The 20,868-nt window shown below is 71.0% G+C and carries 19 protein-coding genes and 1 other RNA gene; 7 read left to right on the top strand and 13 right to left on the bottom strand.

Translation table 11 applies throughout. The features are described from left to right. Positions 1-3: 3 nt before the first annotated feature. Entirely contained in the window at positions 4-873 is an 870-nt protein-coding gene (locus PGN25_18250) for an SDR family oxidoreductase (protein ID MEH3119463.1), read from the top strand. A 297-nt stretch (positions 874-1,170) separates the two neighbouring features. Here PGN25_18250 and PGN25_18245 read toward each other — a convergent pair whose 3' ends face one another. The 4 genes from PGN25_18245 to glnA form a co-directional block, all read right to left on the bottom strand. Then, positions 1,171-1,929, bottom strand: a complete 759-nt coding sequence (locus PGN25_18245; GenBank protein MEH3119462.1) for an NUDIX hydrolase — start codon at positions 1,927-1,929, stop codon at positions 1,171-1,173. Then, positions 1,880-2,374 carry a DUF983 domain-containing protein gene (locus tag PGN25_18240; protein ID MEH3119461.1) on the bottom strand — a complete coding sequence of 165 codons (495 nt, stop codon included), beginning with the start codon at positions 2,372-2,374 and terminating at the stop codon, positions 1,880-1,882. The genes PGN25_18245 and PGN25_18240 overlap by 50 nt, the downstream gene beginning before the upstream one ends. Before the next feature lie 23 nt (positions 2,375-2,397). Beyond that, entirely contained in the window at positions 2,398-4,767 is a 2,370-nt protein-coding gene (gene rnr, locus PGN25_18235) for a ribonuclease R (protein ID MEH3119460.1), read from the bottom strand. A 413-nt stretch (positions 4,768-5,180) separates the two neighbouring features. Further along, positions 5,181-6,590, bottom strand: coding sequence for a type I glutamate--ammonia ligase (gene glnA, locus PGN25_18230; GenBank protein MEH3119459.1), 1,410 nt, complete (start codon positions 6,588-6,590; stop codon positions 5,181-5,183). 599 nt (positions 6,591-7,189) lie between these two features. Between glnA and PGN25_18225 the strand changes: the two genes are divergently transcribed. Continuing rightward, entirely contained in the window at positions 7,190-8,236 is a 1,047-nt protein-coding gene (locus PGN25_18225) for a glutamine synthetase beta-grasp domain-containing protein (protein ID MEH3119458.1), read from the top strand. Between the two features lie 191 nt (positions 8,237-8,427). Here the strand turns inward: PGN25_18225 and PGN25_18220 are convergent, their stop codons facing one another. Together PGN25_18220 and PGN25_18215 are read right to left on the bottom strand one after the other, a co-directional pair. Then, the gene (locus tag PGN25_18220) at positions 8,428-9,357 is read right to left on the bottom strand and encodes a glutaminase (GenBank protein MEH3119457.1); all 930 of its coding nucleotides are present in this window, start codon (positions 9,355-9,357) and stop codon (positions 8,428-8,430) included. Between the two features lie 95 nt (positions 9,358-9,452). Next, the gene (locus tag PGN25_18215) at positions 9,453-9,791 is read right to left on the bottom strand and encodes a P-II family nitrogen regulator (protein ID MEH3119456.1); all 339 of its coding nucleotides are present in this window, start codon (positions 9,789-9,791) and stop codon (positions 9,453-9,455) included. A 185-nt stretch (positions 9,792-9,976) separates the two neighbouring features. Between PGN25_18215 and PGN25_18210 the strand changes: the two genes are divergently transcribed. Further along, positions 9,977-11,500 carry an NAD(P)H-hydrate dehydratase gene (locus PGN25_18210; GenBank protein MEH3119455.1) on the top strand — a complete coding sequence of 508 codons (1,524 nt, stop codon included), beginning with the start codon at positions 9,977-9,979 and terminating at the stop codon, positions 11,498-11,500. Between the two features lie 9 nt (positions 11,501-11,509). On the opposite strand, the gene PGN25_18205 is transcribed toward PGN25_18210, so the two are convergent. The 7 genes from PGN25_18205 to gap form a co-directional block, all read right to left on the bottom strand. Beyond that, positions 11,510-12,913: an amino acid permease gene (locus tag PGN25_18205; protein ID MEH3119454.1), complete on the bottom strand. Its 1,404-nt coding sequence runs from the start codon at positions 12,911-12,913 to the stop codon at positions 11,510-11,512. A gap of 88 nt (positions 12,914-13,001) precedes the next feature. Then, the gene (locus tag PGN25_18200) at positions 13,002-14,147 is read right to left on the bottom strand and encodes a tetratricopeptide repeat protein (protein MEH3119453.1); all 1,146 of its coding nucleotides are present in this window, start codon (positions 14,145-14,147) and stop codon (positions 13,002-13,004) included. Continuing rightward, on the bottom strand, positions 14,144-14,812 hold the full coding sequence (locus tag PGN25_18195; GenBank protein ID MEH3119452.1) for a thiamine phosphate synthase: 669 nt from the start codon (positions 14,810-14,812) through the stop codon (positions 14,144-14,146). Before PGN25_18195 ends, PGN25_18200 begins: the two co-directional genes overlap by 4 nt. 6 nt (positions 14,813-14,818) lie before the next feature. Next, complete coding sequence (gene fba, locus PGN25_18190; GenBank protein ID MEH3119451.1) at positions 14,819-15,886, bottom strand: fructose-bisphosphate aldolase class II; 1,068 nt, start codon at positions 15,884-15,886, stop codon at positions 14,819-14,821. A 165-nt stretch (positions 15,887-16,051) separates the two neighbouring features. Further along, entirely contained in the window at positions 16,052-17,254 is a 1,203-nt protein-coding gene (locus PGN25_18185; protein ID MEH3119450.1) for a phosphoglycerate kinase, read from the bottom strand. A 16-nt stretch (positions 17,255-17,270) separates the two neighbouring features. Then, a complete protein-coding gene (locus tag PGN25_18180; protein MEH3119449.1) occupies positions 17,271-17,786 on the bottom strand; it encodes a hypothetical protein in 516 nt (171 codons plus the stop codon). Positions 17,787-17,898: 112 nt separating this feature from the next. Continuing rightward, complete coding sequence (gap, locus tag PGN25_18175) at positions 17,899-18,906, bottom strand: type I glyceraldehyde-3-phosphate dehydrogenase (GenBank protein ID MEH3119448.1); 1,008 nt, start codon at positions 18,904-18,906, stop codon at positions 17,899-17,901. Positions 18,907-19,362: 456 nt separating this feature from the next. On the opposite strand from gap, the gene PGN25_18170 reads away from it, so the two are divergent. The 4 genes from PGN25_18170 (at position 19,363) to PGN25_18155 (ending at position 20,867) form a co-directional block, all read left to right on the top strand. Further along, positions 19,363-19,686 (top strand): DUF4164 domain-containing protein, encoded by a 324-nt coding sequence (locus PGN25_18170; GenBank protein ID MEH3119447.1) that lies wholly within the window; start codon positions 19,363-19,365, stop codon positions 19,684-19,686. A 23-nt stretch (positions 19,687-19,709) separates the two neighbouring features. Continuing rightward, entirely contained in the window at positions 19,710-20,057 is a 348-nt protein-coding gene (locus PGN25_18165) for a cell division protein ZapA (GenBank protein MEH3119446.1), read from the top strand. A 73-nt stretch (positions 20,058-20,130) separates the two neighbouring features. Then, positions 20,131-20,287: non-coding RNA, 6S RNA (gene ssrS, locus PGN25_18160), on the top strand. Further along, on the top strand, positions 20,277-20,867 hold the full coding sequence (locus tag PGN25_18155; GenBank protein MEH3119445.1) for a 5-formyltetrahydrofolate cyclo-ligase: 591 nt from the start codon (positions 20,277-20,279) through the stop codon (positions 20,865-20,867). The genes ssrS and PGN25_18155 overlap by 11 nt, the downstream gene beginning before the upstream one ends. Position 20,868 lies beyond the last annotated feature (1 nt).

Below are 20,868 nucleotides of genomic sequence, written 5' to 3'. Positions count from 1 at the left end.
CGCATGAACCTGTTCGTCTTCGGCCTCGGCTTCTCCGCCCGGCATTTTTCCGAGCGCGAGCGAGCCCGTTTCCGAACCGTGCGGGCGACGGTGACCGAGCCGGCGCGGGCCCGACCCCTCGCCGCGGAGACCGGCTTCACCGTCCGCGCCTTCGGGCCGGATGCGGACGATCTCCGCATCGCCGACGACCTCGCCGACACGGACGTTCTGCTGGTCTCCGCGCCGCCGGGGCCGGACGGCGACACCGCCCTCGGGCGCTACCGCGAGGCGATCGCGAAGAGCCGCATCGGCTGGATCGGCTATCTCTCGACCATCGGCGTCTACGGCGACCACGGCGGAGCCTGGATCGACGAGACCACGCCCGCCACGCCGAAGAGCGCCCGCTCGCGGGAGCGCCTCGCCGTCGAGGAGGCGTGGCTGCGCCTGGGCGCCGAGACCGGCAAGGCGGTTCAGGTGTTCCGCCTGTCCGGCATCTACGGACCCGGCCGCAACCCGATCGTGAAGCTGCGCGAGGGCCGGACCCAGCGCATCGTCAAGCGGGACCAAGTGTTCAACCGCATCCACGTGGCCGATATCGCCGCCGCGCTCGCCGCCTCGATCGAGCGGCCGCGACCGGGCGCGGCCTACAACGTCACCGACGACGAGCCGGCCCCGCCGCAGACGGTGATCGAGCACGCCGCGGCGCTGACCGGCCTGCCCCTGCCGCCGGCGGTCGATTTCGAGACCGCCGACCTCAGCCCGATGGCGCGGAGTTTCTACGGCGAGAACAAGCGGGTCAGGAACCGCCTGATCCGCGAGGAACTGGGCGTTCGGCTCGCCTACCCGACCTACCGCGAAGGGCTGGCCGCGCTCGTCGCCGACGCGCAGGCGTGAGCGGAGCCGGCGTCAGAGCCTGTTCGACCGGCCGCCGTGTCTTCGTCAGGCAACGGCAAGGCGAGAGGAAGATCCTACTCCCATCCTGAACCCTCATCCTGAGGTGCCGGAGCGTAGCGGAGGCCTCGAAGGATGCTCCAGGAATCGCGCGGGATCTGGAGCATCCTTCGAGGCCGCTCACGCGGCACCTCAGGATGAGGGGCGAGAGGGGATCACTGCAGTCAAACAGGCTCTCGGACGAACCGGACGCCGATCCCGTCCTCGCCCCGCCGGACGCAGCGGCAGGACCGGGCCGACTCAGATCTCCTCCCGCACGCCCTTGCCATGGCGCTCGAAGTAGAGCGGGATCGGCCGGTAGGGCGGGAAGCCGGCGTCCGCCGCCGCCTCCAGATCGTCGAGGATCACGCGGGTGATGCGCGGCAGGTCGAGCTTGCGCGCGGCAGCGAGATCGACCCAGGCGAGTTCGGTCAGTTCCGCATCCGGCCCGACGATACCGGGCCGTTCGGCGGCCACCGCCTTGCGATCGACGGCGAAGAAGCGGGTGTCGAAGCGGCGCACGCGCCTGGGCGGCGTGATCGCCCGCGCCACCAGATGCAGCGCTTCGAGGTCGGGCATCACGCCCTCCTCGGCGAAGGCCCGCCACGCCCCGTCCGGCGGTGCCTCCGGCGGGCCGTAACCACGGGTGCCGACGAGCAGGCCGGTCTCCTCGTAGGTCTCGCGAATGGCGGCCAGGGCGAGCGAGCGGCCGAGATGATGCGGGGCGCGGGGCAGTTTGGCGCGGAGCGCCTCGTCGGCCCGCTGCGACAGGGCGCCGGCCACCGGCATCCGCCGGTCGGACGGCTCGATGCGGCCGCCGGGAAACACGAACTTGCCGCCCATGAAGGCGAGGCCGGCGTGGCGCCGGCCCATCAGAACCTTGAACCGCTTGCGCGAACGGTCGAGGACGATCAGCGTCGCGGCGTCGCGCGGGCGCAGGGGGGACGGGCGCGGTGCCGCGGCGGGGGGCTCAGGCCGATCCGAGTCCGGCGGCGTCGCCCGTTCTGGTTGCTGCCTCACCGCCGCGTCTCTCCCCCGCGCCGCTCCCGCCGCGGGCGGGGGGCGCCTTGCCGAAGCCGTGCATGCCGAGCGCGTATTGCAGCCCGATCACCGCGCCCTTGACGGGCTGCAGCAGCCCGAGCGCCAGGACCAGGGTGAGCAGCGGCCACACGGTCATCGACGCCCAGAGCGGCACCTCGTAGCCCATCTCGATCTCGAGGACGAGATAGCCGACGATGTGGCCCACGAGGAAGATCACGAGGTAGGGCGGCAGATCGTCGGCCCGGTGGCCCTCCATCTCCAGGCCGCAGGCCTCGCAGGCCGGCCGCACCTTGAGGAAGCGCCCGAACATGCGGCCCTGCCCGCAATGCGGGCAACGGTCGAGGAAGCCGCGGGCCATGGCCGGGATCAGCCGGGTCCGCTCCTGCGGCACCGGGGCCGGCGGGGGAAAGACGGGGGTCTCCATGGCCGGACTCTAACCCCTTCCGCTCAGCGGCGCGAGCCGCGATGCCGCCGGGCACCGTCGCCGTCCGGTGCGGAGACGGTGCCGGAACGCGCCTTGCCCTTCGGCGACTTCGCCTTCGCCCCGCTCTTGGCGCCGCCCTTGGCCTGACCCGGCCTCGCTTTGAGGCCGCCGCGCCTGATCCCGCCGCCCTTCGCGCCGGAGCGGCTGCGGCCCTCCGACAGGATCTCGAAGCGCAGCGCCCCGGCCACCGCCGCCGCCTCGACCAGACGCACCTCGACCGTGTCGCCGAGGCGGTAGGTCTCGCCGCTGCGGTCGCCGACGAGGGCGTGCAGCGCCTCGTCGTGGCGGTAATACTCGCGGCCGATGGTGGCGACCGGCACGAAACCGTCCGCTCCGGTCTCGTCGAGCTTCACGAACAGCCCCGAGCGCGTCACGCCCGAGATGCGGCCGGAGAAGGTGGCGCCGACCCGGTCGGCGAGGTAGCCGGCGATCAGCCGGTCGATGGTCTCGCGCTCGGCCGCCATCGCCCGCCGCTCGGCCGCCGAGATCCGCTCGGAGACGGCATCGAGCATTCCCGGCGTGGTGTCGCCGGGCAGCCCGTCCTTGCCCAGGCCGCAGGCCCGGACCAGGGCGCGATGGACGATCAGGTCGGCGTAGCGGCGGATCGGCGAGGTGAAGTGGGCGTAGCGGCGCAGGTTCAGCCCGAAATGGCCGAGATTCCGTGCGGCGTAGACGGCCTGCGCCTGCGAGCGCAGCACCACCTCGTTGATGAAGGGCGCGTGCTCGCTGTCCGCGACCTGCGCCAGGATGCGGTTGAACAGGTCGGGCCGCAGCGCCCCGGCCTTCGTCATCCTGATGCCGACCGAGGCCAGCACCTCGGCGAGCGCCCGCATCTTCTCCAGCGCCGGCTCGTCGTGGACCCGGTAGATCAGCGGCGCGTTCGCCTTCTCCAGGGTCTCGGCCGCCGCGACGTTGGCCTGGATCATGAACTCCTCGATCAGCCGGTGCGCCTCCAGCCGCTCCGGCACGATCACCCGGTCGACGCCGCCTTGCGCGTCGAGCAGCACCTTGCGCTCCGGCAGGTCGAGGGCGAGCGGACCGCGGGCGTCGCGGGCCCGCTTCATCGCCGCGTAGGCCGCGTAGAGCGGGCGCAGGGCCGTCTCCAGAACCGGCCCGGACGTGGCGTCCGGCCGGCCGTCGATGGCGGCTTGCGCCTGGGCGTAGGCGAGCTTGGCCGCCGAGCGCATCAGGATGCGGTGGAAGCTGTGCCCACGCTTCACCCCGTCGGCGCCGATCACCATGCGCACGGCGAGCGCCGGCCGGTCCTCGCCCTCGCGCAGCGAGCACAGGTCGTTCGAGATGCGCTCGGGCAGCATCGGTACCACCCGATCGGGGAAATAGACCGAGTTGCCCCGCAGGAGCGCCTCGCGGTCGAGGGCCGAGCCCGGCCGGACGTAGGCGGCGACGTCGGCGATCGCGACGGTGACGACGAAGCCGCCCGCGTTGGCCGGATCGGGATCGGCCTGCGCCATCACCGCGTCGTCGTGGTCCTTGGCGTCGGGCGGGTCGATGGTGACGAGCGGCGCCCCGCGCCAATCCTCCCGCCCGCGCTTGGTCACGCTCTTGGCCGCGTCGGCCTCCGCCAGCACGGCCGCGGGGAAGACGTGCGGGATGTTGTGGAGGTGCAGGGCGATCAGGCTCACCGCCTTCTCGGAGCCGAGGGCGCCGAGGCGCTCGGTCACCCGGCCGCGGGGCAGGCCGAAGCGGGTCTCGCGCTCGACCGCGACGCTGACGAGATCGCCGTCGCGGGCCTCGCCCTCCTCGCCCGGCGGGATCGCGATCTCCTTCCCTTGCGACTTCTTCTCGACGGGCAGGATGCGCCCGCCGTCGCGGCCGGCGCGGTAGACGCCGATCACCTCCGAGCGGTTCCTGCCGATCACCTTGATGACGCGGCCGGTATAGCGGCCCGGCGCCTCCGGGTCCGGCGCGACGCGGATCAGGGCCCGGTCGCCGAGGCCCGGGGCCGGACGGTCGCCCCGGCGCCCGGCGCGCGGCACCTCGACGGCGATCTTCGGAGCCTCGCCCTCGCCGTCCCACTGCGCCGGACGGGCGACCAAGTCGCCGTCGCGATCGCGCGAAAAGATGTCGGCGAGCACGACCGGCGGCAGGCGGCCGCCCTTGCGGAAACCGCCGCGGCCGCGGTCGAGCGCGCCCTCTTCCTCGATGTCCTTCAGGATCGCCTTGAGGCCGATCTTGTCGGCGCCCTTCAGGCCGAAGGCCTTGGCGATCTCGCGCTTGCCGACCGTCCCGGGGGCGTCGGCGACGAAGGCGAGGATCCGTTCGCGGGAGGGGAGAGCGGGAGGACCCGCCTTCGGAGTGATGCGTCTGGCCAAGGACGGGCCTCGCCGCGCCGCCCCGTGCGAGGCCGGCGCGCAGAAATTTCGATGATCGGGGAGACCGTTGACGATCCCGGCGCCCGGGGAAGATGGGCCCTTCCCCGCCCCGGGACAACGCTCCGGCGGCGCCCGTGAACAGGTTCGGCGCCTCGACTCAGAGCCTGTTCGAGCGGCCGACGTGTCTTCGTCGGGCAACGGCAAGGCGAACCGATGGAGAACGGGCTGCCGTCCGCGCACGCGATCCGGGTCCCTGGATGGGGTTCGAGGCAGGGGCGACCGAAGAGAGGGGCCGGATCGCTCCGGCCCCTCCTTCATCGTTCGATCCTCGGCCGAGGGCACGCATCGGGCGTCGTCCGGCCGGCTTGCCCGAAGGCGCCGTGCGCGGGCGATCCGCCGCGTGGAAGCCGACCCTACAGCGAATAGTACTGCACGAACTCGATCGGGTGCGGGGTCATCTCGTAGCGCAGCACCTCGGCCATCTTCAGCTCGATGAACGAGTCGATCTGGTCGTCCGAGAACACGCCGCCGGCCTTGAGGAAGGCGCGGTCCCGGTCGAGGTTCTGCAGCGCCTCGCGCAACGATCCGCAGACGGTCGGGATCTTCTTCAGCTCGCGCGGGGGCAGGTCGTAGAGATCCTTGTCCATCGCCGGGCCCGGATCGATCTTGTTGACGATGCCGTCGAGGCCGGCCATCAGCAGCGCCGAGAAGGCGAGGTAGGGGTTGGCCATCGGATCGGGGAAGCGGACCTCGACGCGCTTGGCCTTCGGGTTCGTGGTCCACGGGATGCGGCAGGAGGCCGAGCGGTTGCGGGCCGAGTAGGCGAGCAGAACCGGCGCCTCGTAGCCCGGCACCAGGCGCTTGTAGGAGTTGGTGGACGGGTTCGTGAAGGCATTCAATGCCTTGGCGTGCTTGATGATGCCGCCGATGTACCACAGGCATTCCTGGCTTAGATCGGCGTACTTGTCGCCGGCGAAGAGCGGCTTGCCGTCCTTCCAGATCGACTGGTGCACGTGCATGCCGGAGCCGTTGTCGCCGTAGACGGGCTTGGGCATGAAGGTCGCGGTCTTGCCGTAGCTCTGCGCGACGTTGTGGATGCAGTACTTGTAGATCTGCATGTGGTCGGCGAGCGTGGTGAGCTTGTCGAACTTCATGCCGAGCTCGTGCTGCGCGCTCGCCACCTCGTGGTGGTGCTTCTCGACCTTCACGCCCATCGACTGCATCGCCGCCAGCATCTCGCCGCGCATGTCCTGCGCCGAATCCTGCGGCGGGACGGGGAAGTAGCCGCCCTTGGTCTGCACCCGGTGGCCGAGATTGCCGCCCTCGTAATCGGTGAAGCCGTTGGTGGGCAGTTCGGTCGAGTCGAGCTGGAAGCCGGTGTGGTACGGGTCGGCGCCGAACTTCACGTCGTCGAACACGAAGAATTCGGCCTCGGGGCCGACGAAGATGTCGTCGCCGATGCCGGTGGAGCGCAGATAGGCCTCGGCCAGCTTGGCGGTGCCGCGGGGATCGCGGGCGTAGGGCTCGCCGGTCGACGGCTCCAGCACGTCGCAGACGATCGACATGGTCGAGGCGGAGAAGAACGGGTCCATGCAGGCGGTGGCCGGGTCCGGCATCAGCAGCATGTCGGATTCGTTGATCGCCTTCCAGCCGGCGATCGACGAACCGTCGAACATGGTGCCGTCCTGGAAGATCTCGTCGTCGACCAGCGAGACGTCGAAGGTCACGTGCTGCCACTTGCCGCGCGGGTCGGTGAAGCGGAAGTCGACGTATTTGACGTCGTTGTCCTTGATGGCCTTCAGCACATCAGCGGCCGTTGTCATCGTGTGCGTCTCCTCAGGCAATGTCGGGAAGCGGGACGGCGGGCCATCCGAAAGGTCCGGGCTCGCCCCTCGAGCCGAACCGTTCGCGCGGGTCGGGGGGGTGATCGGGAGAGCGGGACGTCTCGCGGGGGCGTCGCGCACAGCGTCCGCCGCTCGGCTGCTCGTCCGGGCACCGCCCCCTCTCGCGCCCCGGCCGATCTCGCCGGCCGGCGCGGACGATATCGCCCGCGCCGTCCCGTTGCCACCCGTCGGCGGGCAAAAATCCGCGCCGCGGCGGCCCTTTCGCAGGATTTTGTCCCCGCTCCCGGCGACCCTGCCCGGCGGCCCTGCCGACACTTTTGCCGCAGGAACCGGACGCGGCGTCACGGCACCGCTGGCACGCGACATGCTAGAGGGCGAATCGGAGCGTCCGCCCGAACGGCGGCGCTCGGGGGTCGGGCTGGCGCCCTGCTCGCCGGTGGGTCGGCGTCTTCGGAAGCGGCGGGGCGAAAGACCTGTCGGACGCGCCAAGCTCCATCGGGGATGGCAGGACTCGGACGGCGCCGGTCCCGCACAGGTTTCGTCAGGACGCGGATCCTCAAAGGTACGAGAGACTCGAAATGACCAAGTACAAGCTCGAGTACATCTGGCTCGACGGTTACACCCCGGTACCGAACCTGCGCGGCAAGACGCAGATCAAGGAGTACGACAGCTTCCCGACCTTCGAGCAGCTTCCGCTGTGGGGCTTCGACGGCAGCTCGACCCAGCAGGCCGAGGGCTCCTCGTCCGATTGCGTCCTGAAGCCCGTGCGCCACTTCCCCGACCCGGCCCGCACCGACGGCGTGCTCGTGCTGTGCGAAGTGATGATGCCGGACGGCAAGACCCCGCATCCGTCGAACAAGCGCGCGACCGTCCTCGACGACGCCGGCGCGTGGTTCGGCTTCGAGCAGGAATATTTCCTCTACAAGAACGGCCGCCCGCTCGGCTTCCCCGAGACCGGCTACCCCGCCCCGCAGGGTCCGTACTATTGCGGCGTCGGCGCCTCCAACGTCGGCCCGGTCGCGCGCAAGATCGTCGAGGAGCATCTCGACCTGTGCCTGGCCGCCGGCATCAACCACGAGGGCATCAACGCCGAGGTGGCCAAGGGCCAGTGGGAATTCCAGATCTTCGGCAAGGGCTCCAAGAAGGCAGCCGACGAGATGTGGATGGCCCGCTACCTGCTCCAGCGCCTGTGCGAGACCTACGAGATCGACATCGAGTACCACTGCAAGCCGCTCGGCGACACCGACTGGAACGGCTCGGGCATGCACTGCAACTTCTCGACGACGTTCATGCGCGAGACCGGCGGCAAGGACTATTTCGAGGCCGTGATGGCCCAGTTCGAGAAGAACCTCGACGACCACATCGCCGTCTACGGCCCGGACAACCACATGCGCCTGACCGGCAAGCACGAGACGGCGCCGTGGAACAAGTTCTCCTACGGCGTGGCCGACCGCGGCGCCTCGGTGCGCGTGCCCCACTCCTTCGTCAACAACGGCTACAAGGGCTACCTTGAGGATCGCCGCCCGAACTCCATGGGCGACCCCTACCAGATCGCCAGCCAAGTCCTGAAGACGATCTCCGAGGTTCCGCTCCCGGGCGAAGCCGCGCAGAAGGCCGTCGCGTAAGGTTTTTTCGGGGTCGGCCGACCTCGTCGAAACAGCCGCTCCCGCCGCGAGGCGGGAGCGGTTTTTCGTTACGAAACGTCACGCCGTCATCGCGAGCGTCAGCGAAGCGATCCAGCGGCGCGACCTTTCCGGAAAATGCGGAGCGCCGTCATTGCTTCGGCTGAAGCCTCGCAAGGATGGCGCCCAGCCCCTCACCCCCCGAAGATCGACCACCCCGTGCGCTTCACCAGCATCTCCAGGGCGATGCGCCCGAGATGGGAATTGCCCGCCGCGTCGAGCCCCGGCGACCAGACGCAGATCGAGGCCTTGCCCGGAGCCACCGCGAGGATGCCGCCGCCGACGCCGCTCTTGCCCGGCAGGCCGACGCGGTAGGCGAAATCGCCCGAGCCGTCGTAGTGGCCGCAGGTGAGCATGATGGCGTTGATGCGCCGGGCCCGCTCGGCCGAGATCACCGAGTGGCCGGCGAGCGGGTGGTGACCCGAATAGGCCAGGAACAGCCCGGCGGCGGCGAGCTGGCGGCAGGTCATGGCGATGGCGCAGTGGTGGAAGTAGACGCCCAGCGTGTAATCGACCGGGTTCTCGATCACCCCGAAGGAGCGCATGTAGTTGGCCAGCGCCGCGTTGCGGAAGCCCGTGCGCTTCTCGGAGGCCGCCACCCGCGCGTCGATGGCGATGCCCGTGTCCTGCGCCACGAACTGCATGAAGCGCAGGATCTCGCCGAGCGCCTCCCGCGGCTGGTGGCCGGACAGGATCACGTCGGTGACGGCGATGGCGCCGGCGTTGATGAAGGGATTGCGCGGGATGCCGTGCTCGCGCTCCAACTGGACGATGGAATTGAACGGGCTGCCCGAGGGCTCGCGCCCCACCCGCCGCCACAGCCGGTCGCCGACCATGCCGAGCGCCAGCGTCAGGGTGAAGACCTTGGAGATGCTCTGGATCGAGAACGGGATGTCGGCATCGCCCCCGGCCGCGACCCGGCCGTCGCCGTCGATCACGGCGAGTCCGAAGGCCTGCGCGTCGATGTCGGCGAGTTCGGGGATGTAGCGCGCCACCTCGCCGCGGTCGGGCCGCGCCCGCATCTCCGCGGCGATGTCTTTGACGATGGCGTCGAGATCGGGCACGGCGTCGCTCGGCTACGGCACGTCGCGGGAGTCACGGGTGCGACGGCTCTTCACGAAGCGGGCCGGAACGGCGCGCTCGTCCCGGCGCCGCGAACTCAGATCGCGTCGGTGCCGGTCTCGCCGGTGCGGATGCGGATGGCCTCCTCGATGGTCGAGACGAAGATCTTGCCGTCACCGATCCGGCCGGTCTGGGCCGACTTGCGGATCGCTTCCACCGCGCCCTCGACGAGCGTGTCGGAGAGCACGATCTCCAGCTTCACCTTGGGAAGGAAGTCCACGACGTACTCGGCGCCGCGGTAGAGTTCGGTATGGCCCTTCTGACGGCCGAAACCCTTCGCCTCGATCACGGTGATGCCCTGGAGGCCGACCTCCTGGAGGGCCTCCTTCACCTCGTCGAGCTTGAACGGCTTGATGATCGCCTCGATCTTCTTCATCCGGAAAAGCCCGATCCGCGCGCGTTGCTCACTTCGCTCTTTATCTACCATCCGCGTCGCGCGACCGCCACGGTGATTTGGACACCGCCCCCGGCAAGATGCGCATGAGATAGGCAATAAAAGCGGAATATATAGGCAATTCGATCATTATCGATGAAAATTACGGCACAAGGTGGACCCGTTACATGCATGAGCCGGCAAAGACCCTGGGGACCGCCGACCGGCTGCTCACCGTTGAGGCGATGCGCCGGGTCGATGCGGCGGCGATCGCCGGCGGCACGGCCGGCTTCACCCTGATGGAGGCGGCCGGTGCCGCGGTCGCGGCGCGGGCGCGCGCCCTGGTGCCGGAGGGAAGTCGGGTGCTGGTCCTGTGCGGACCCGGCAACAACGGCGGCGACGGCTTCGTCGCGGCGCGGCTCCTGGCACGGGCCGGCTACCGGGTCGACCTGCGCCTGCTCGGCGACCGCGGGACACTCGAGGGCGACGCCGCGCTCGCCGCCCAGGCGTGGACGGGAGCGGTCGGCCCGGCGGAAGCGGAGTTGCCGGCGGCCGACCTCGTCGTCGACGCCCTGTTCGGCGCCGGCCTGTCGCGCGATCTGGGCGGCGCGGCGCGGGTGCTGGTGGATGCGGTCAACCGTGCGGGCGGCCCGGTGCTCGCCGTCGACGTGCCGAGCGGCATCGACGGGGACAGCGGCGCGGCGCGTGGGGTCGCGGTCGAGGCGACCGAGACGGTCACCTTCGTGGCACTCAAGCCCGGCCATCTGCTGCAGCCGGGCCGGGCGCATTGCGGCACGCTGCACGTCGCCGGGATCGGCACCGGCGAGGCCGCCTTCGCCGCGGGCATCGCCGGAGAGGCGGCGGCGCTGTTCCGCAACGGGCCCGGCCTCTGGACCCTGCCCCGGCTCACCGCCGGCAGCCACAAGTACACCCGCGGCCATGCCCTGGTCCTGTCGGGCCCGGCCCACCGTACCGGCGCGGCCCGGCTCGCCGCCCGCGGGGCGCTGCGGATCGGGGCGGGGCTCGTCACGGTCGCCTCGCCCGCCGCAGCCCTGCCCGAGAACGCCGCCCACCTGACGGCGATCATGCTGCGCCCGTGCGAGAGCGCCGACGACCTCGACGACCTGCTCGCCGACGAGCGGCTGAACGCGCTTCTGCTCGGCCCCGGCCTCGGCACCGGCCCGGCCACCTGCGATCTCGTCGCGGTGGCGGCGGGCGCCGGCCGGGCCCTGGTGCTCGACGCCGATGCGCTGACGAGCTTTCGCAGCGAGGTCCGCACCCTCGCCCGCCATATCCGGGACGGCGAGGCACGGGCGGTCTTGACCCCGCACGAGGGCGAGTTCGCGCGGCTGTTCTCCGGCACCGAGGCCGTGGCCGACGGGCTCGCCAAGACGGAGCGCGCGGCGCGGGCGGCGGCGCTGGCCGGGGCGGTGGTGGTGCTCAAGGGCGCCGACACGGTGATCGCGTCGCCGGACGGGCGCGTCGCGATCAACGACCACGGCTCGCCCCATCTCGGCACCGCCGGCTCCGGCGACGTGCTCGGCGGCCTGATCGCCGGGCTGCTGGCGCAGGGGATGGCGCCGTTCGAGGCGGCCTGCGCGGCGGTGTGGATGCACGGCGATGCCGGCCTGCGCTTCGGGCCGGGGCTGATCGCGGAGGATCTTTCGGAGTTGATGCCGACGGTGCTTCGGGACCTCGCGAACCGGAGCTGACGGGAAGGGCTACCCGCTCGCGATCACCGCGCGGCGCCGGCCGTAGAGGAGGTAGAACACCACCCCGGCGGCGTTCCAGATCGCGAACCACGCCTGGGTCTGGGCCGGCAGGCTGAGGAACAGGTATCCGCATCCCAGAACCGTGATCGTGCCGATCAGCCAAGGGACCGGGGCTCGGAAGGTACGAGGGGCGTCCGGCGCGCGGCGGCGCATCACCAGCAGGCAGACCGCCACGGTGGCGAACGCCGCCAGGGTGCCCGCATTCGCGAGCGCCGCCAGTTCGCCGAGCGGGATCAGCCCGGCCAGCACCGCCACGATCGCCGCGGTGAACAGCGTGATCCGCACCGGCCGGCCGCGGGACGACAGCCCTGCAAGACCCTGGGGCAGCATCCCGTCGCGCGCCATGGTGAAGAAGATGCGGCTCTGCCCGTAGAAGAAGGCGAGGATCACGGTCGGGAGCGCGATCACGGCCGACGCCGCGAGATATTGCGCGACGAGCGGCCGGCCGAGGTCGCGCAGGATCAGCGCCAGCGGCTCCGGACTGTCGGCGAAGCGGGTATAGGCCACGGCCCCCACCGCGGCGACCGCCACCGCGACGTAGATCAGGACGCAGGCGACCATCGACCCGACGATGCCGATCGTCAGGTCGCGCCCCGGGTTGCGCGTCTCCTCCGCCGCGGTGGCGATCGCGTCGAAGCCGTAGAAGGCGAAGAAGATGATCGCCGCCGCCGCCATGATGCCGCGCTCGACCCCGTCGGCCTGGACGCTCTTGGAGAAGCCGAACGGGCTGAACGGTTCGAGATGGGCGGGGTCGAAGGCCGGCAGGGCGAAGGCCACGAACACGATCAGCGCGGCGATCTTCACCAAGACCAGCACGGCGTTGACGGTGGCGCTCTCCCGCGTGCCGCCCAGGAGCAGCCCGGCGACGAGGGCGATGATCGCGACCGCCGGAAGGTTGACGATCCCGCCCGCATCCGGGCCCTGCATCAGCGCCATCGGCACGCCGAACAGGTTCGCCAGCAGGGGCGCGGCGTAGCCCGACCAGCCGACCGCCACCGCACTGACGACCAGGGAGTATTCGAGGATCAGGCTCCAGCCGATGATCCAGGCGGGGAGTTCGCCGAGCACCACGTAGCTGTAGGTGTAGGCGCTGCCCGAGACCGGGATCATCGTCGCCATCTCGGCATAGGCCAGAGCCGCGCAGGCGCAGATGACGCCGGCGATGGCGAAGGAGACGATGACCGCCGGCCCGGCCTTGCCGGCCCCGACGCCGATCAGCGTGAGGATGCCGGTGCCGACGATGGCGCCGATGCCGAGCGCCACGAGATGCGGCCAGCCGAGGGTGCGGGCGAGGCGACGCTCTCCATCGGGCTCCGGTTGCAAGGGCTTGCGGCGGAGAAGGCTGGCAGTCATTCGGGCTCCTGTCGTGTCGTGCACGAGAGCGTACCCGAGCACGACCGTCACATCATCGTGCCGATGCCTGACAAAAGGCGTCCGTCCTCTACTGCTGAAGGTTCGCCCGCTCCGCGGCGAGCGCCTCGGCGCGTTTGCGCTCCTCCGGCTTCAGGCCGGCCGTCGCCTGATCGAGCGACGCGTCGGCGCGGCCCTGCGCGGCGGCCGCGAGGTTCCAGCCCGCGGCCTCGACGAGGTTCTTCGGCACGCCGCGGCCGAAGGCGTAGAGCCTGGCGATCCGGTTCTGGGCGATGGCATTGCCGCGCTGGGCCGCGTGCAGGAAGTAGCGGGCGGCGCGGGCCTCGTCCCTGGGCGCGCCGTCGCCGTTGAACAGCCGGATCGCGAACTCGACCTCGGCCCCGAGATCGCCGTTATCCGCGGCGCGGCGGAACCATTGCGCGGCCTGGGTCGTGTCCCGCGTGACGCCCCTCCCCTGGAGATAGAGCACGCCGAGCGCGTATTGCGCGGCCGGGATCTCCGCCTCCGCGCCCTTGCGGAAGTTGGCGACCGCCGCCGTCAGATCCTCCGGCTTGCCGGTGGCGAGCTGGATCAGGGCGAGATTGTAGCAGGCGGTCGGCTCGCCCTTCGCCGCGCCCCGTTCGAGCCAGGCGCGCCCCGCCTTCTCGTCCTTGGGCTGGCCGCGCCCGTCCATCGCCATCAGCCCGAGCGAGGCCATGGCGTGGGCGTCGTTCTCCGCGGCGGCGAGCCGGTACCATTCGAGGGCGCGCTTGGGGTCCTGCTTGATCCCGAGCCCCTGGTTGTAGAGTTCGCCGAGCAGCGTCATCGCCGCGGCGTCCTTCGGATTGGCCTCGATCCGCTTCGTCGCCTCGCGGAAGGCGGTGACGTAGCGCCCGCGCTGGTAGGCGCCGTAGGCGGCATCGGCGTTCGGGTCGGCGCCCGGCGGCCGCGCACCCTGGGCGTCGGGGCTGTAGGGCGAGGGCAGCTCGCGCTTGAGATCGAGCCGCTCCGGCTCGACCGGGATCGGGGTGGCCGGTGCCTTCGCGGCGGGCGACGTCGGGGCGGCGTGCAGGCCGCCGACGCTCAGCGCGAGGACGGCGCAGGCCGTCAGGGCGGTGAGGCGAAGAGAGGCCGAACGGATGGGTCCGCGTTTTCCGACGGCGCGTCTTCCCTCCCCCCGCAGAGGGGGGAGGGTTTCGCACCATGGCCCCTTGAAAAAATCTCCGGAAAAAATCATCGCGCCTTGTCGAGTTGCGCCTGGGCCGCCTTCACCGCGTCCGGATCGTCGCGCCACAGGCCGCCCTCCAGCCCGACGAACTCGGCGCCCGTGCCTGCGAGCGCCGCGACCTCGCCGGCCGAGGCTGCCGCGGCGATGCAGGGCGTCTCGAAGATTTCCGCCCACCACGCGGCGCGCTCGCGCACATCCTCCGCGTCGGGAGCGGCCCCGTCGGGAAACAGGCCGCCGAACATCAGGTAATCGACGCCGGTCTCGCCCGCGACCATCGCCGCGTCCCGCGAGCCGAGCACGCCGCCCGTCCCGAGGATGCGCCCGTCGCGCAGGCGCCCGCGCAGATCGCGCAGGGTCTCCTCGTCGGCCCGGTCGAGATGCACGCCGTCCGCCCCGCCGCGGGCGGCCACTGAGACGATGTCGCCGGCGAAACCCGGCACGCAGACCAGCACCGCCGCGCCGCGTTCCTGCGCCGGGGGCGCCAGCCGCTTGACGAGGCCGGCGAGGCTGCGCTCGTCGGACACCGCCAGCCGCAGGATCACCGCCGCCACGTCGCCCACCGCGCAGGCCGCATCGAGCGCCCGCGCGGTCGCCTCGGCCTCGGAAGCGCCGAGGCCGTAGGGGGTGAGGAGGGCGAGGCGGGGCCGCGGCGCCGCCGACTCTGACGCAGCCATGGCGAATCAGGCGTCGATCTTCGGGTCGAGCGAGCCGTCGGCGTAGCGCTTGGCCATCTCGGCCACGGAGATCGGACGGATCTTCGAGCCCTGGCCCGCGGTGCCGAACTCCTCGAAGCGCTGCCTGCACAGCTTGGTCATCGCCTCCATGGCGGGCTTCAGGTACTTGCGCGGATCGAACTCGGAGGGGTTCTCGGTGAGCACCTTCCGGATCTGTCCGGTCATGGCCATGCGGTTGTCGGTGTCGATGTTGATCTTGCGCACGCCGTGCTTGATGCCGCGCTGGATCTCCTCGACCGGCACGCCCCAGGTCGGCTTCATCTGGCCGCCGTGAGAGTTGATGATGTCCTGCAACTCCTGCGGCACCGAGGAGGAGCCGTGCATGACGAGGTGGGTCGTCGGCAGGCGGCGGTGGATCTCCTCGATCACGCTCATCGCCAGCACCTCGCCGTCGGGCTTCCGCGTGAACTTGTAGGCGCCGTGGCTGGTGCCCATGGCGACGGCGAGCGCGTCGACCCTGGTGGCCGCCACGAACCTCACCGCCTCGTCCGGGTCGGTCAGGAGCTGGTCGTGGGAGAGCGTGCCCTCCGCGCCATGGCCGTCCTCGGCCTCGCCCTGGCCGCTCTCCAGCGAGCCCAGCACGCCGAGCTCGCCCTCGACCGAGACGCCGGCCCAATGGGCCATCCTGGTGACGTTACCGGTGATCTCGACGTTGTACCTGTAATCGGCCGGGGTCTTTCCGTCGGCCTTCAGGGAGCCGTCCATCATCACCGAGGTGAAGCCGTACTGGATCGCGGTGGCGCAGGTGGCTTCGTCGTTGCCGTGGTCGAGATGCATGCAGACGGGGATGTGCGGGTAGATCTCGACGAGGCCGTCGATGAGCTTGGCCAGCACCACGTCGTTGGCGTAGGCGCGCGCGCCGCGGCTCGCCTGGAGGATGACCGGCGCGTCGACGGCATCCGCCGCCGCCATGATGGCAAGTCCCTGCTCCATGTTGTTCAGGTTGAACGCGGGCACGCCGTAGCCGTACTCGGCGGCGTGATCGAGAAGCTGCCGAAGGGTGATGCGTGCCATGGTTCGATCCTCGTGCGATGCGGCCTCAGCCGGACCTGCCCGTTGCTGAGACCGATATAGGTGCGTCGCCGCCGTGAGCCCGTGCTCGGGCACGAAAAACGTAAGCGTCCCCGTCTGGCCGCGCGCTCTTCCCTCCCCCCTCTGGGGGAGGGTTGCCGCTCACAGTCAGCCCTTGGCCCGCAGCGCCTCGACGCCGGGCAGTTCCTTGCCCTCCAGCCATTCGAGGAAGGCGCCGCCCGCGGTGGAGACGTAGGAGAAGTCCTCGCCCGCCCCCGCGTGGTTCAGGGCCGCCACCGTGTCGCCGCCGCCGGCGACGCTGACGAGCTGGCCGGCCTTGGTCCGCCGGGCCGCGTGCCGGGCGACCGCCACCGTTCCGGTGTCGAAGGGCGTCAGCTCGAAGGCGCCGAGCGGGCCGTTCCAGACGAGGGTGCGCGCCTCGTCGATGGCGCCGTCGATCATGGCGATGGAGGCGGCGCCGACATCGAGGATCATCGTGTCGGAGGGCACCGCGTCGACCGTCACCGTCTCGTTCTCGGCATGGGCCCTGAACGCGCGGGCGACCCGCGCGTCGGCGGGCAGGATGATGGTGCAGTTCTTCTCCTTGGCCGCCGCGAGGATGCGCCGGGCCGTCTCGGCCAGATCCTTCTCGCACAGCGACCTGCCGACATCCTTGCCTTGCGCGTGCAGGAAGGTGTTGGCCATGCCGCCGCCGATCACCAGCATGTCGACCTTGGCGACGAGGTTTTCGAGCAGGTCGATCTTGGTCGAGACCTTGGCGCCGCCGACGAGGGCGATCACCGGCCGGGCCGGGGCTTCGAGACCCTTGGTCAGCGCGTCGAGCTCGGCCTGCATCAGGCGCCCGGCATAGGCCGGCAGCAGGCGGGCGAGCCCCTCGGTCGAGGCGTGGGCGCGGTGGGCGGCGGAGAAGGCCTCGTTGACGTAGAGGTCGCCGTTCGCGGCGAGCGCCCTGGTGAAGTCGGGCTCGTTCTTCTCCTCGCCCGCGTGGTAGCGGGTGTTTTCGAGGAGCAGCACGTCGCCGTCCTTGAGCGCCGCGACGGCGGAGGCGGCAGCCTCGCCGACGCAATCCTCGCCGAAGGCCACCGGGCGGCCGAGCTTCTCCGAGAGCGTCGGCAGGATCGGTTTCAGCGAGTCCTTCGGGTCCGGCTTGCCCTTCGGTCGGCCGAAATGCGCGAGCAGGATCACCCGACCGCCCCCGTCGGCGATCGCGCGGATCGTCGGCACCACGCGCTCGATGCGGGTCGCGTCGGTGACGCGGCCGCCCTCCATCGGTACGTTGAGATCGACGCGCAGCAGCACGCGCTTGCCCTTGAGCGGGCCGGCATCGTCGAGGGTGCGGAAATCCGTCATGGGTGCGTCTTGAGTCTCACGGGTTGGAGGCCGGGGGATTGGCAGAGGGATTGGCGGGCGCCGTCTGGCCCTGGCCGCCGACGCCGTGGGGCAGCATCCGGTCGAGGTTCAGCCGCTGCACGGCGACCATCAGCGCGACGGTGAGCACGGCGGTGACGATGGCGGTCAGAACCAGGGCGCCGGTGCCGGGCAGGCGGCCGATCCGGTCGGACAGGGTGCGGACCTCGCTGCGCAGGGACGACAGATCGGCCTGACGCGCGGCATCGTTCATGCGGGTCGAGGCGGATTCGACCTTCTCCTCGACGCGCGAGAGCAGCGCCTCGGAGCGGGCGTACTTGTCCTCGATGCGCGCCGTCTTGTCCTCGATGCGGGCGAGCTGGTCGGCGTGGTTGACCGCGCCGGAATGCGGCAGCTCCGCCTTGCCGGCGGCAGGCTGCGCGGGTGCGGGCGTCACGGAGGCGGAAGGCGGGGGTGCCGGGGTCGGCGGAATGAAGTCGGACCCGGAAGGCTTGGTCGGCGAGGCTTCGGTCATCGCGTATCGCACCCTTCTTCGGTGAAGCGGCCTCGGCGGCCCCTCTCACGGATCTCGCAGGCATCGAGGGACGGCCTGCCCGGCCGCCCCTCGTCCAGGCGAAGCTAGAGCGTCAGATCAGCTTGGCCATGGCCACGGCGGTGTCGGCCATGCGGTTCGAGAAGCCCCACTCGTTGTCGTACCAGGACAGGATGCGCACGAAGGTGCCGTCCATGACCTTGGTCTGGTCGAGGTGGAAGGTGGACGAGTGCGGATCGTGGTTGAAGTCGATCGACACGTTCGGCCGGTCGGTGACGCCGAGCACGCCCTTGAGCGGGCCGGCGGCGGCCGCCCTGATCGCGTCGTTGATCTCCTGGACCGAGGTCGCGCGCTTGGCGGTGAAGACGAGATCGACCGCCGAGACGTTCGGGGTCGGCACGCGGATCGCGGTGCCGTCGAGCTTGCCCTTCAGCTCCGGCAGCACGAGGCCGACGGCCTTGGCCGCGCCCGTCGAGGTCGGGATCATCGAGAGCGCCGCGGCGCGCGCCCGGTAGAGATCCTTGTGCATCTGATCGAGCGAGGGCTGATCGTTGGTGTAGGAGTGGATCGTGGTCATGAAGCCGCGCTCGATCCCCACCGTCTCGTCGAGGATCTTGGCGACCGGCGCGAGGCAGTTCGTGGTGCAGGAGGCGTTGGACACCACGAGGTGATCGCCCGTCAGCCTGTCGTGGTTGACGCCGTAGACCACCGTCAGGTCGGCGCCGTCGGCGGGCGCCGAGACGAGGACGCGCCTGGCGCCCGCGTCGAGATGGGCCTTGGCCTTGTCCTTCGAGGTGAAGATGCCGGTGCACTCCATCGCGATGTCGACGCCGAGATCGCGATGGGGCAGTTCGGCCGGGTTGCGCACGGCGGTGACGCGGATGCGCTTGCCGTCGATGACGATGGCATCGCCGTCGACCGCCACGTCGGCCGGGAAGCGGCCATGGACGGAGTCGTAACGGAGCAGGTGGGCGTTGGTCTCGACGGGGCCGAGATCGTTGATGGCCACGACCTCGATGTCGGTGCGGCCGGCCTCGACGATGGCGCGCAGCACGTTGCGGCCGATGCGTCCGAACCCGTTGATGGCAACCTTGACGGTCACGGCGTGACTCCTTCGTGATGGGGCGCGCCCGCGCGCCGATGGAAAACGGGTCGGGGCGGCCGGCGGCCTTCGCGCGCGGCGTCCGATAAAGCCGAGACCGCTCCAAGCGGGACGGCACTGAACGGGGGATGAACCGCGAGGCGGCCCGCACCCGTCCGGTCGGCGGACGGTCTGCGCGGGGAGCCGGGAAGGGTCACGGTCTTCGAGAATCCGCTGGGCGGCCCCGCGCCGGGGGATCGGGGCCGGGCGCCGGCTCTCTAACATGGCGACCGGGGCTGTCAAAGATCGTGTGCAGGCCTGGGAATCGGCTGGTATTTCGAATGCTCTTGGCTGAAACCTTTTCGGAGCGAGGCGCCGGAGTCCCGCGAAAGACCTCATGCCCCTCGCCCTCCGGCCGCGGCGGGTCGGGGCGGCTTTCGTGGCAGGCTCCGGTCAGACGGTGATCGACGGGTGACGATGGCGCGAGCGGATACGGCGAAGGCGGCGCAGGGAAAGGGACAGGAGAGCCTCCCCCTGGAGGAAGCCCTGCATCGGCTCGACACGGCCCTGGCCCTCCTCGAATCGGCGGTCGCGCGCAAGCTCGAGATCGAGCGCAGCCGCGGCGACCGCGAGACCGAGTTCGCCCTGCTCGAAGAGGACCGGGTGCGGCTCGCCGCCGAACTCGACGCGGCGGGCGCCCGGCTCGCCCGGATGACCGCCACCACCGGCGAGGTGAACCGTCGCCTCGATCGCGCCATCGGGACGGTGGAAGACGTGCTGTCCGGCCCGGCCGGGCGCTGAGTTCGAGTCGGGTTCAAACGCGGATGCCGCACGTCAACGTCACCATCGCGGGCAAGAGCTACCGGATGGCCTGCGGCCCGGGCGAGGAGGACCATCTCGCCGCTCTCGCCAAGGGGCTCGACGACCGGGTCGCCGAGATGCGCGGCACCTTCGGCGAGATCGGCGACATGCGCCTGCACGTCATGGCCGCGCTGACGCTGGCCGACGAGCTGCACGAGGCCCGCCGCCGCATCGCCGACCTGGAGCGGGACGCGGCCCAGGGCGCCGCCGAGCAGGCACGGCTCGCCAGCGGCGTCGGCATCGCCGCCGAGCGCATCGACCGCCTCGCCCGGGCGCTGTCGGGGCCGCCGGCGGGACAGGGCGGGGGCTGACCGGCTCCGAAAATCGCGCCTGCGACGCGATCGGCCCCTGGCGCCGGAGGCTTGGCGCGTCTATCTCTGGCGGGCGGGGCTGCAGGGTTCGTCAGGAGAACTTTCCCCGGGGCCTTATCGACTCCCTCGGGAGCTGTTCCTGGCCTCGTCCGTGGACTTGGCCAACACGGCGCCCACCTACTCCGTAGGTTTCCCGGGATCGACACTCCAACGGCTCAGGTGGCTCCGCACTCTTCCCCCGAACGCTCGCTGAAGGCGGGCCTGCGCGCCGAGGCCTTGAGCCGCCGCGATGCCCTCTCGCCCGAGGCCCGCGCCGCCGGATCGCTGCGCGCCGCCGAGACCGTCGCGGCCATTCCCGAACTCGCCCGGGCGCCGCTGGTCGGCGCGTTCTGGCCGATCCGCAGCGAGATCGATCCACGCCCGCTGATGGAGCGCCTGTTCGCCCGCGGGCAGCGGGTGGCGCTGCCGAAGGTCACGAAGCAGGGTCTCGTCTTCCGCGAATGGCGCGCGGGCGAGGAACTCGTAAAGGGCGGCTTCGGCCTCAGCGAGCCCCGCGACGACCTCCCCCCCGTCGATCCCACCGCGCTGATCGTGCCGCTCGCCGCCTTCGACCGGGCGGGCCAGCGCATCGGCTACGGCGCCGGCTACTACGATCGGGCGATCGAGCGCCTTGCCAAGAACGGCCCGGTGCTGACGGTCGGGATCGCCTTCTCCGTGCAGGAGATCGCGCTCGTCCCGGCCGAGCCGCACGACCGCCCCCTCGACCATCTCGTGACCGAGACCGGACCCGTGCCGCTCCGGCAAGGCTGAC

Origin of the sequence: Methylorubrum populi, assembly GCA_036946625.1 — a bacterium.
Taxonomy (GTDB): Bacteria; Pseudomonadota; Alphaproteobacteria; order Rhizobiales; family Beijerinckiaceae; genus Methylobacterium; species Methylobacterium populi_C.
The sequence above is the reverse complement of the archived record's forward strand: the minus strand, read 5'-3'. Positions and strand labels throughout refer to the sequence as shown.

What these genes read in the sequence shown, in the direction of transcription:
- PGN25_18225 (MEH3119458.1), top strand. Translation starts at nt 7,190, where the DNA reads ATGACCAAGTACAAGCTCGAGTACATCTGGCTCGACGGTTACACCCCG.
- PGN25_18180 (MEH3119449.1), bottom strand. Translation starts at nt 17,786, where the DNA reads ATGACCGAAGCCTCGCCGACCAAGCCTTCCGGGTCCGACTTCATTCCG.
- PGN25_18185 (MEH3119450.1), bottom strand. Translation starts at nt 17,254, where the DNA reads ATGACGGATTTCCGCACCCTCGACGATGCCGGCCCGCTCAAGGGCAAG.
- PGN25_18250 (MEH3119463.1), top strand. Translation starts at nt 4, where the DNA reads ATGAACCTGTTCGTCTTCGGCCTCGGCTTCTCCGCCCGGCATTTTTCC.
- PGN25_18195 (MEH3119452.1), bottom strand. Translation starts at nt 14,812, where the DNA reads ATGGCTGCGTCAGAGTCGGCGGCGCCGCGGCCCCGCCTCGCCCTCCTC.
- PGN25_18200 (MEH3119453.1), bottom strand. Translation starts at nt 14,147, where the DNA reads ATGATTTTTTCCGGAGATTTTTTCAAGGGGCCATGGTGCGAAACCCTC.
- PGN25_18215 (MEH3119456.1), bottom strand. Translation starts at nt 9,791, where the DNA reads ATGAAGAAGATCGAGGCGATCATCAAGCCGTTCAAGCTCGACGAGGTG.
- PGN25_18210 (MEH3119455.1), top strand. Translation starts at nt 9,977, where the DNA reads ATGCATGAGCCGGCAAAGACCCTGGGGACCGCCGACCGGCTGCTCACC.
- PGN25_18170 (MEH3119447.1), top strand. Translation starts at nt 19,363, where the DNA reads ATGGCGCGAGCGGATACGGCGAAGGCGGCGCAGGGAAAGGGACAGGAG.
- PGN25_18165 (MEH3119446.1), top strand. Translation starts at nt 19,710, where the DNA reads ATGCCGCACGTCAACGTCACCATCGCGGGCAAGAGCTACCGGATGGCC.
- fba (MEH3119451.1), bottom strand. Translation starts at nt 15,886, where the DNA reads ATGGCACGCATCACCCTTCGGCAGCTTCTCGATCACGCCGCCGAGTAC.
- glnA (MEH3119459.1), bottom strand. Translation starts at nt 6,590, where the DNA reads ATGACAACGGCCGCTGATGTGCTGAAGGCCATCAAGGACAACGACGTC.
- PGN25_18240 (MEH3119461.1), bottom strand. Translation starts at nt 2,374, where the DNA reads ATGGAGACCCCCGTCTTTCCCCCGCCGGCCCCGGTGCCGCAGGAGCGG.
- PGN25_18205 (MEH3119454.1), bottom strand. Translation starts at nt 12,913, where the DNA reads ATGACTGCCAGCCTTCTCCGCCGCAAGCCCTTGCAACCGGAGCCCGAT.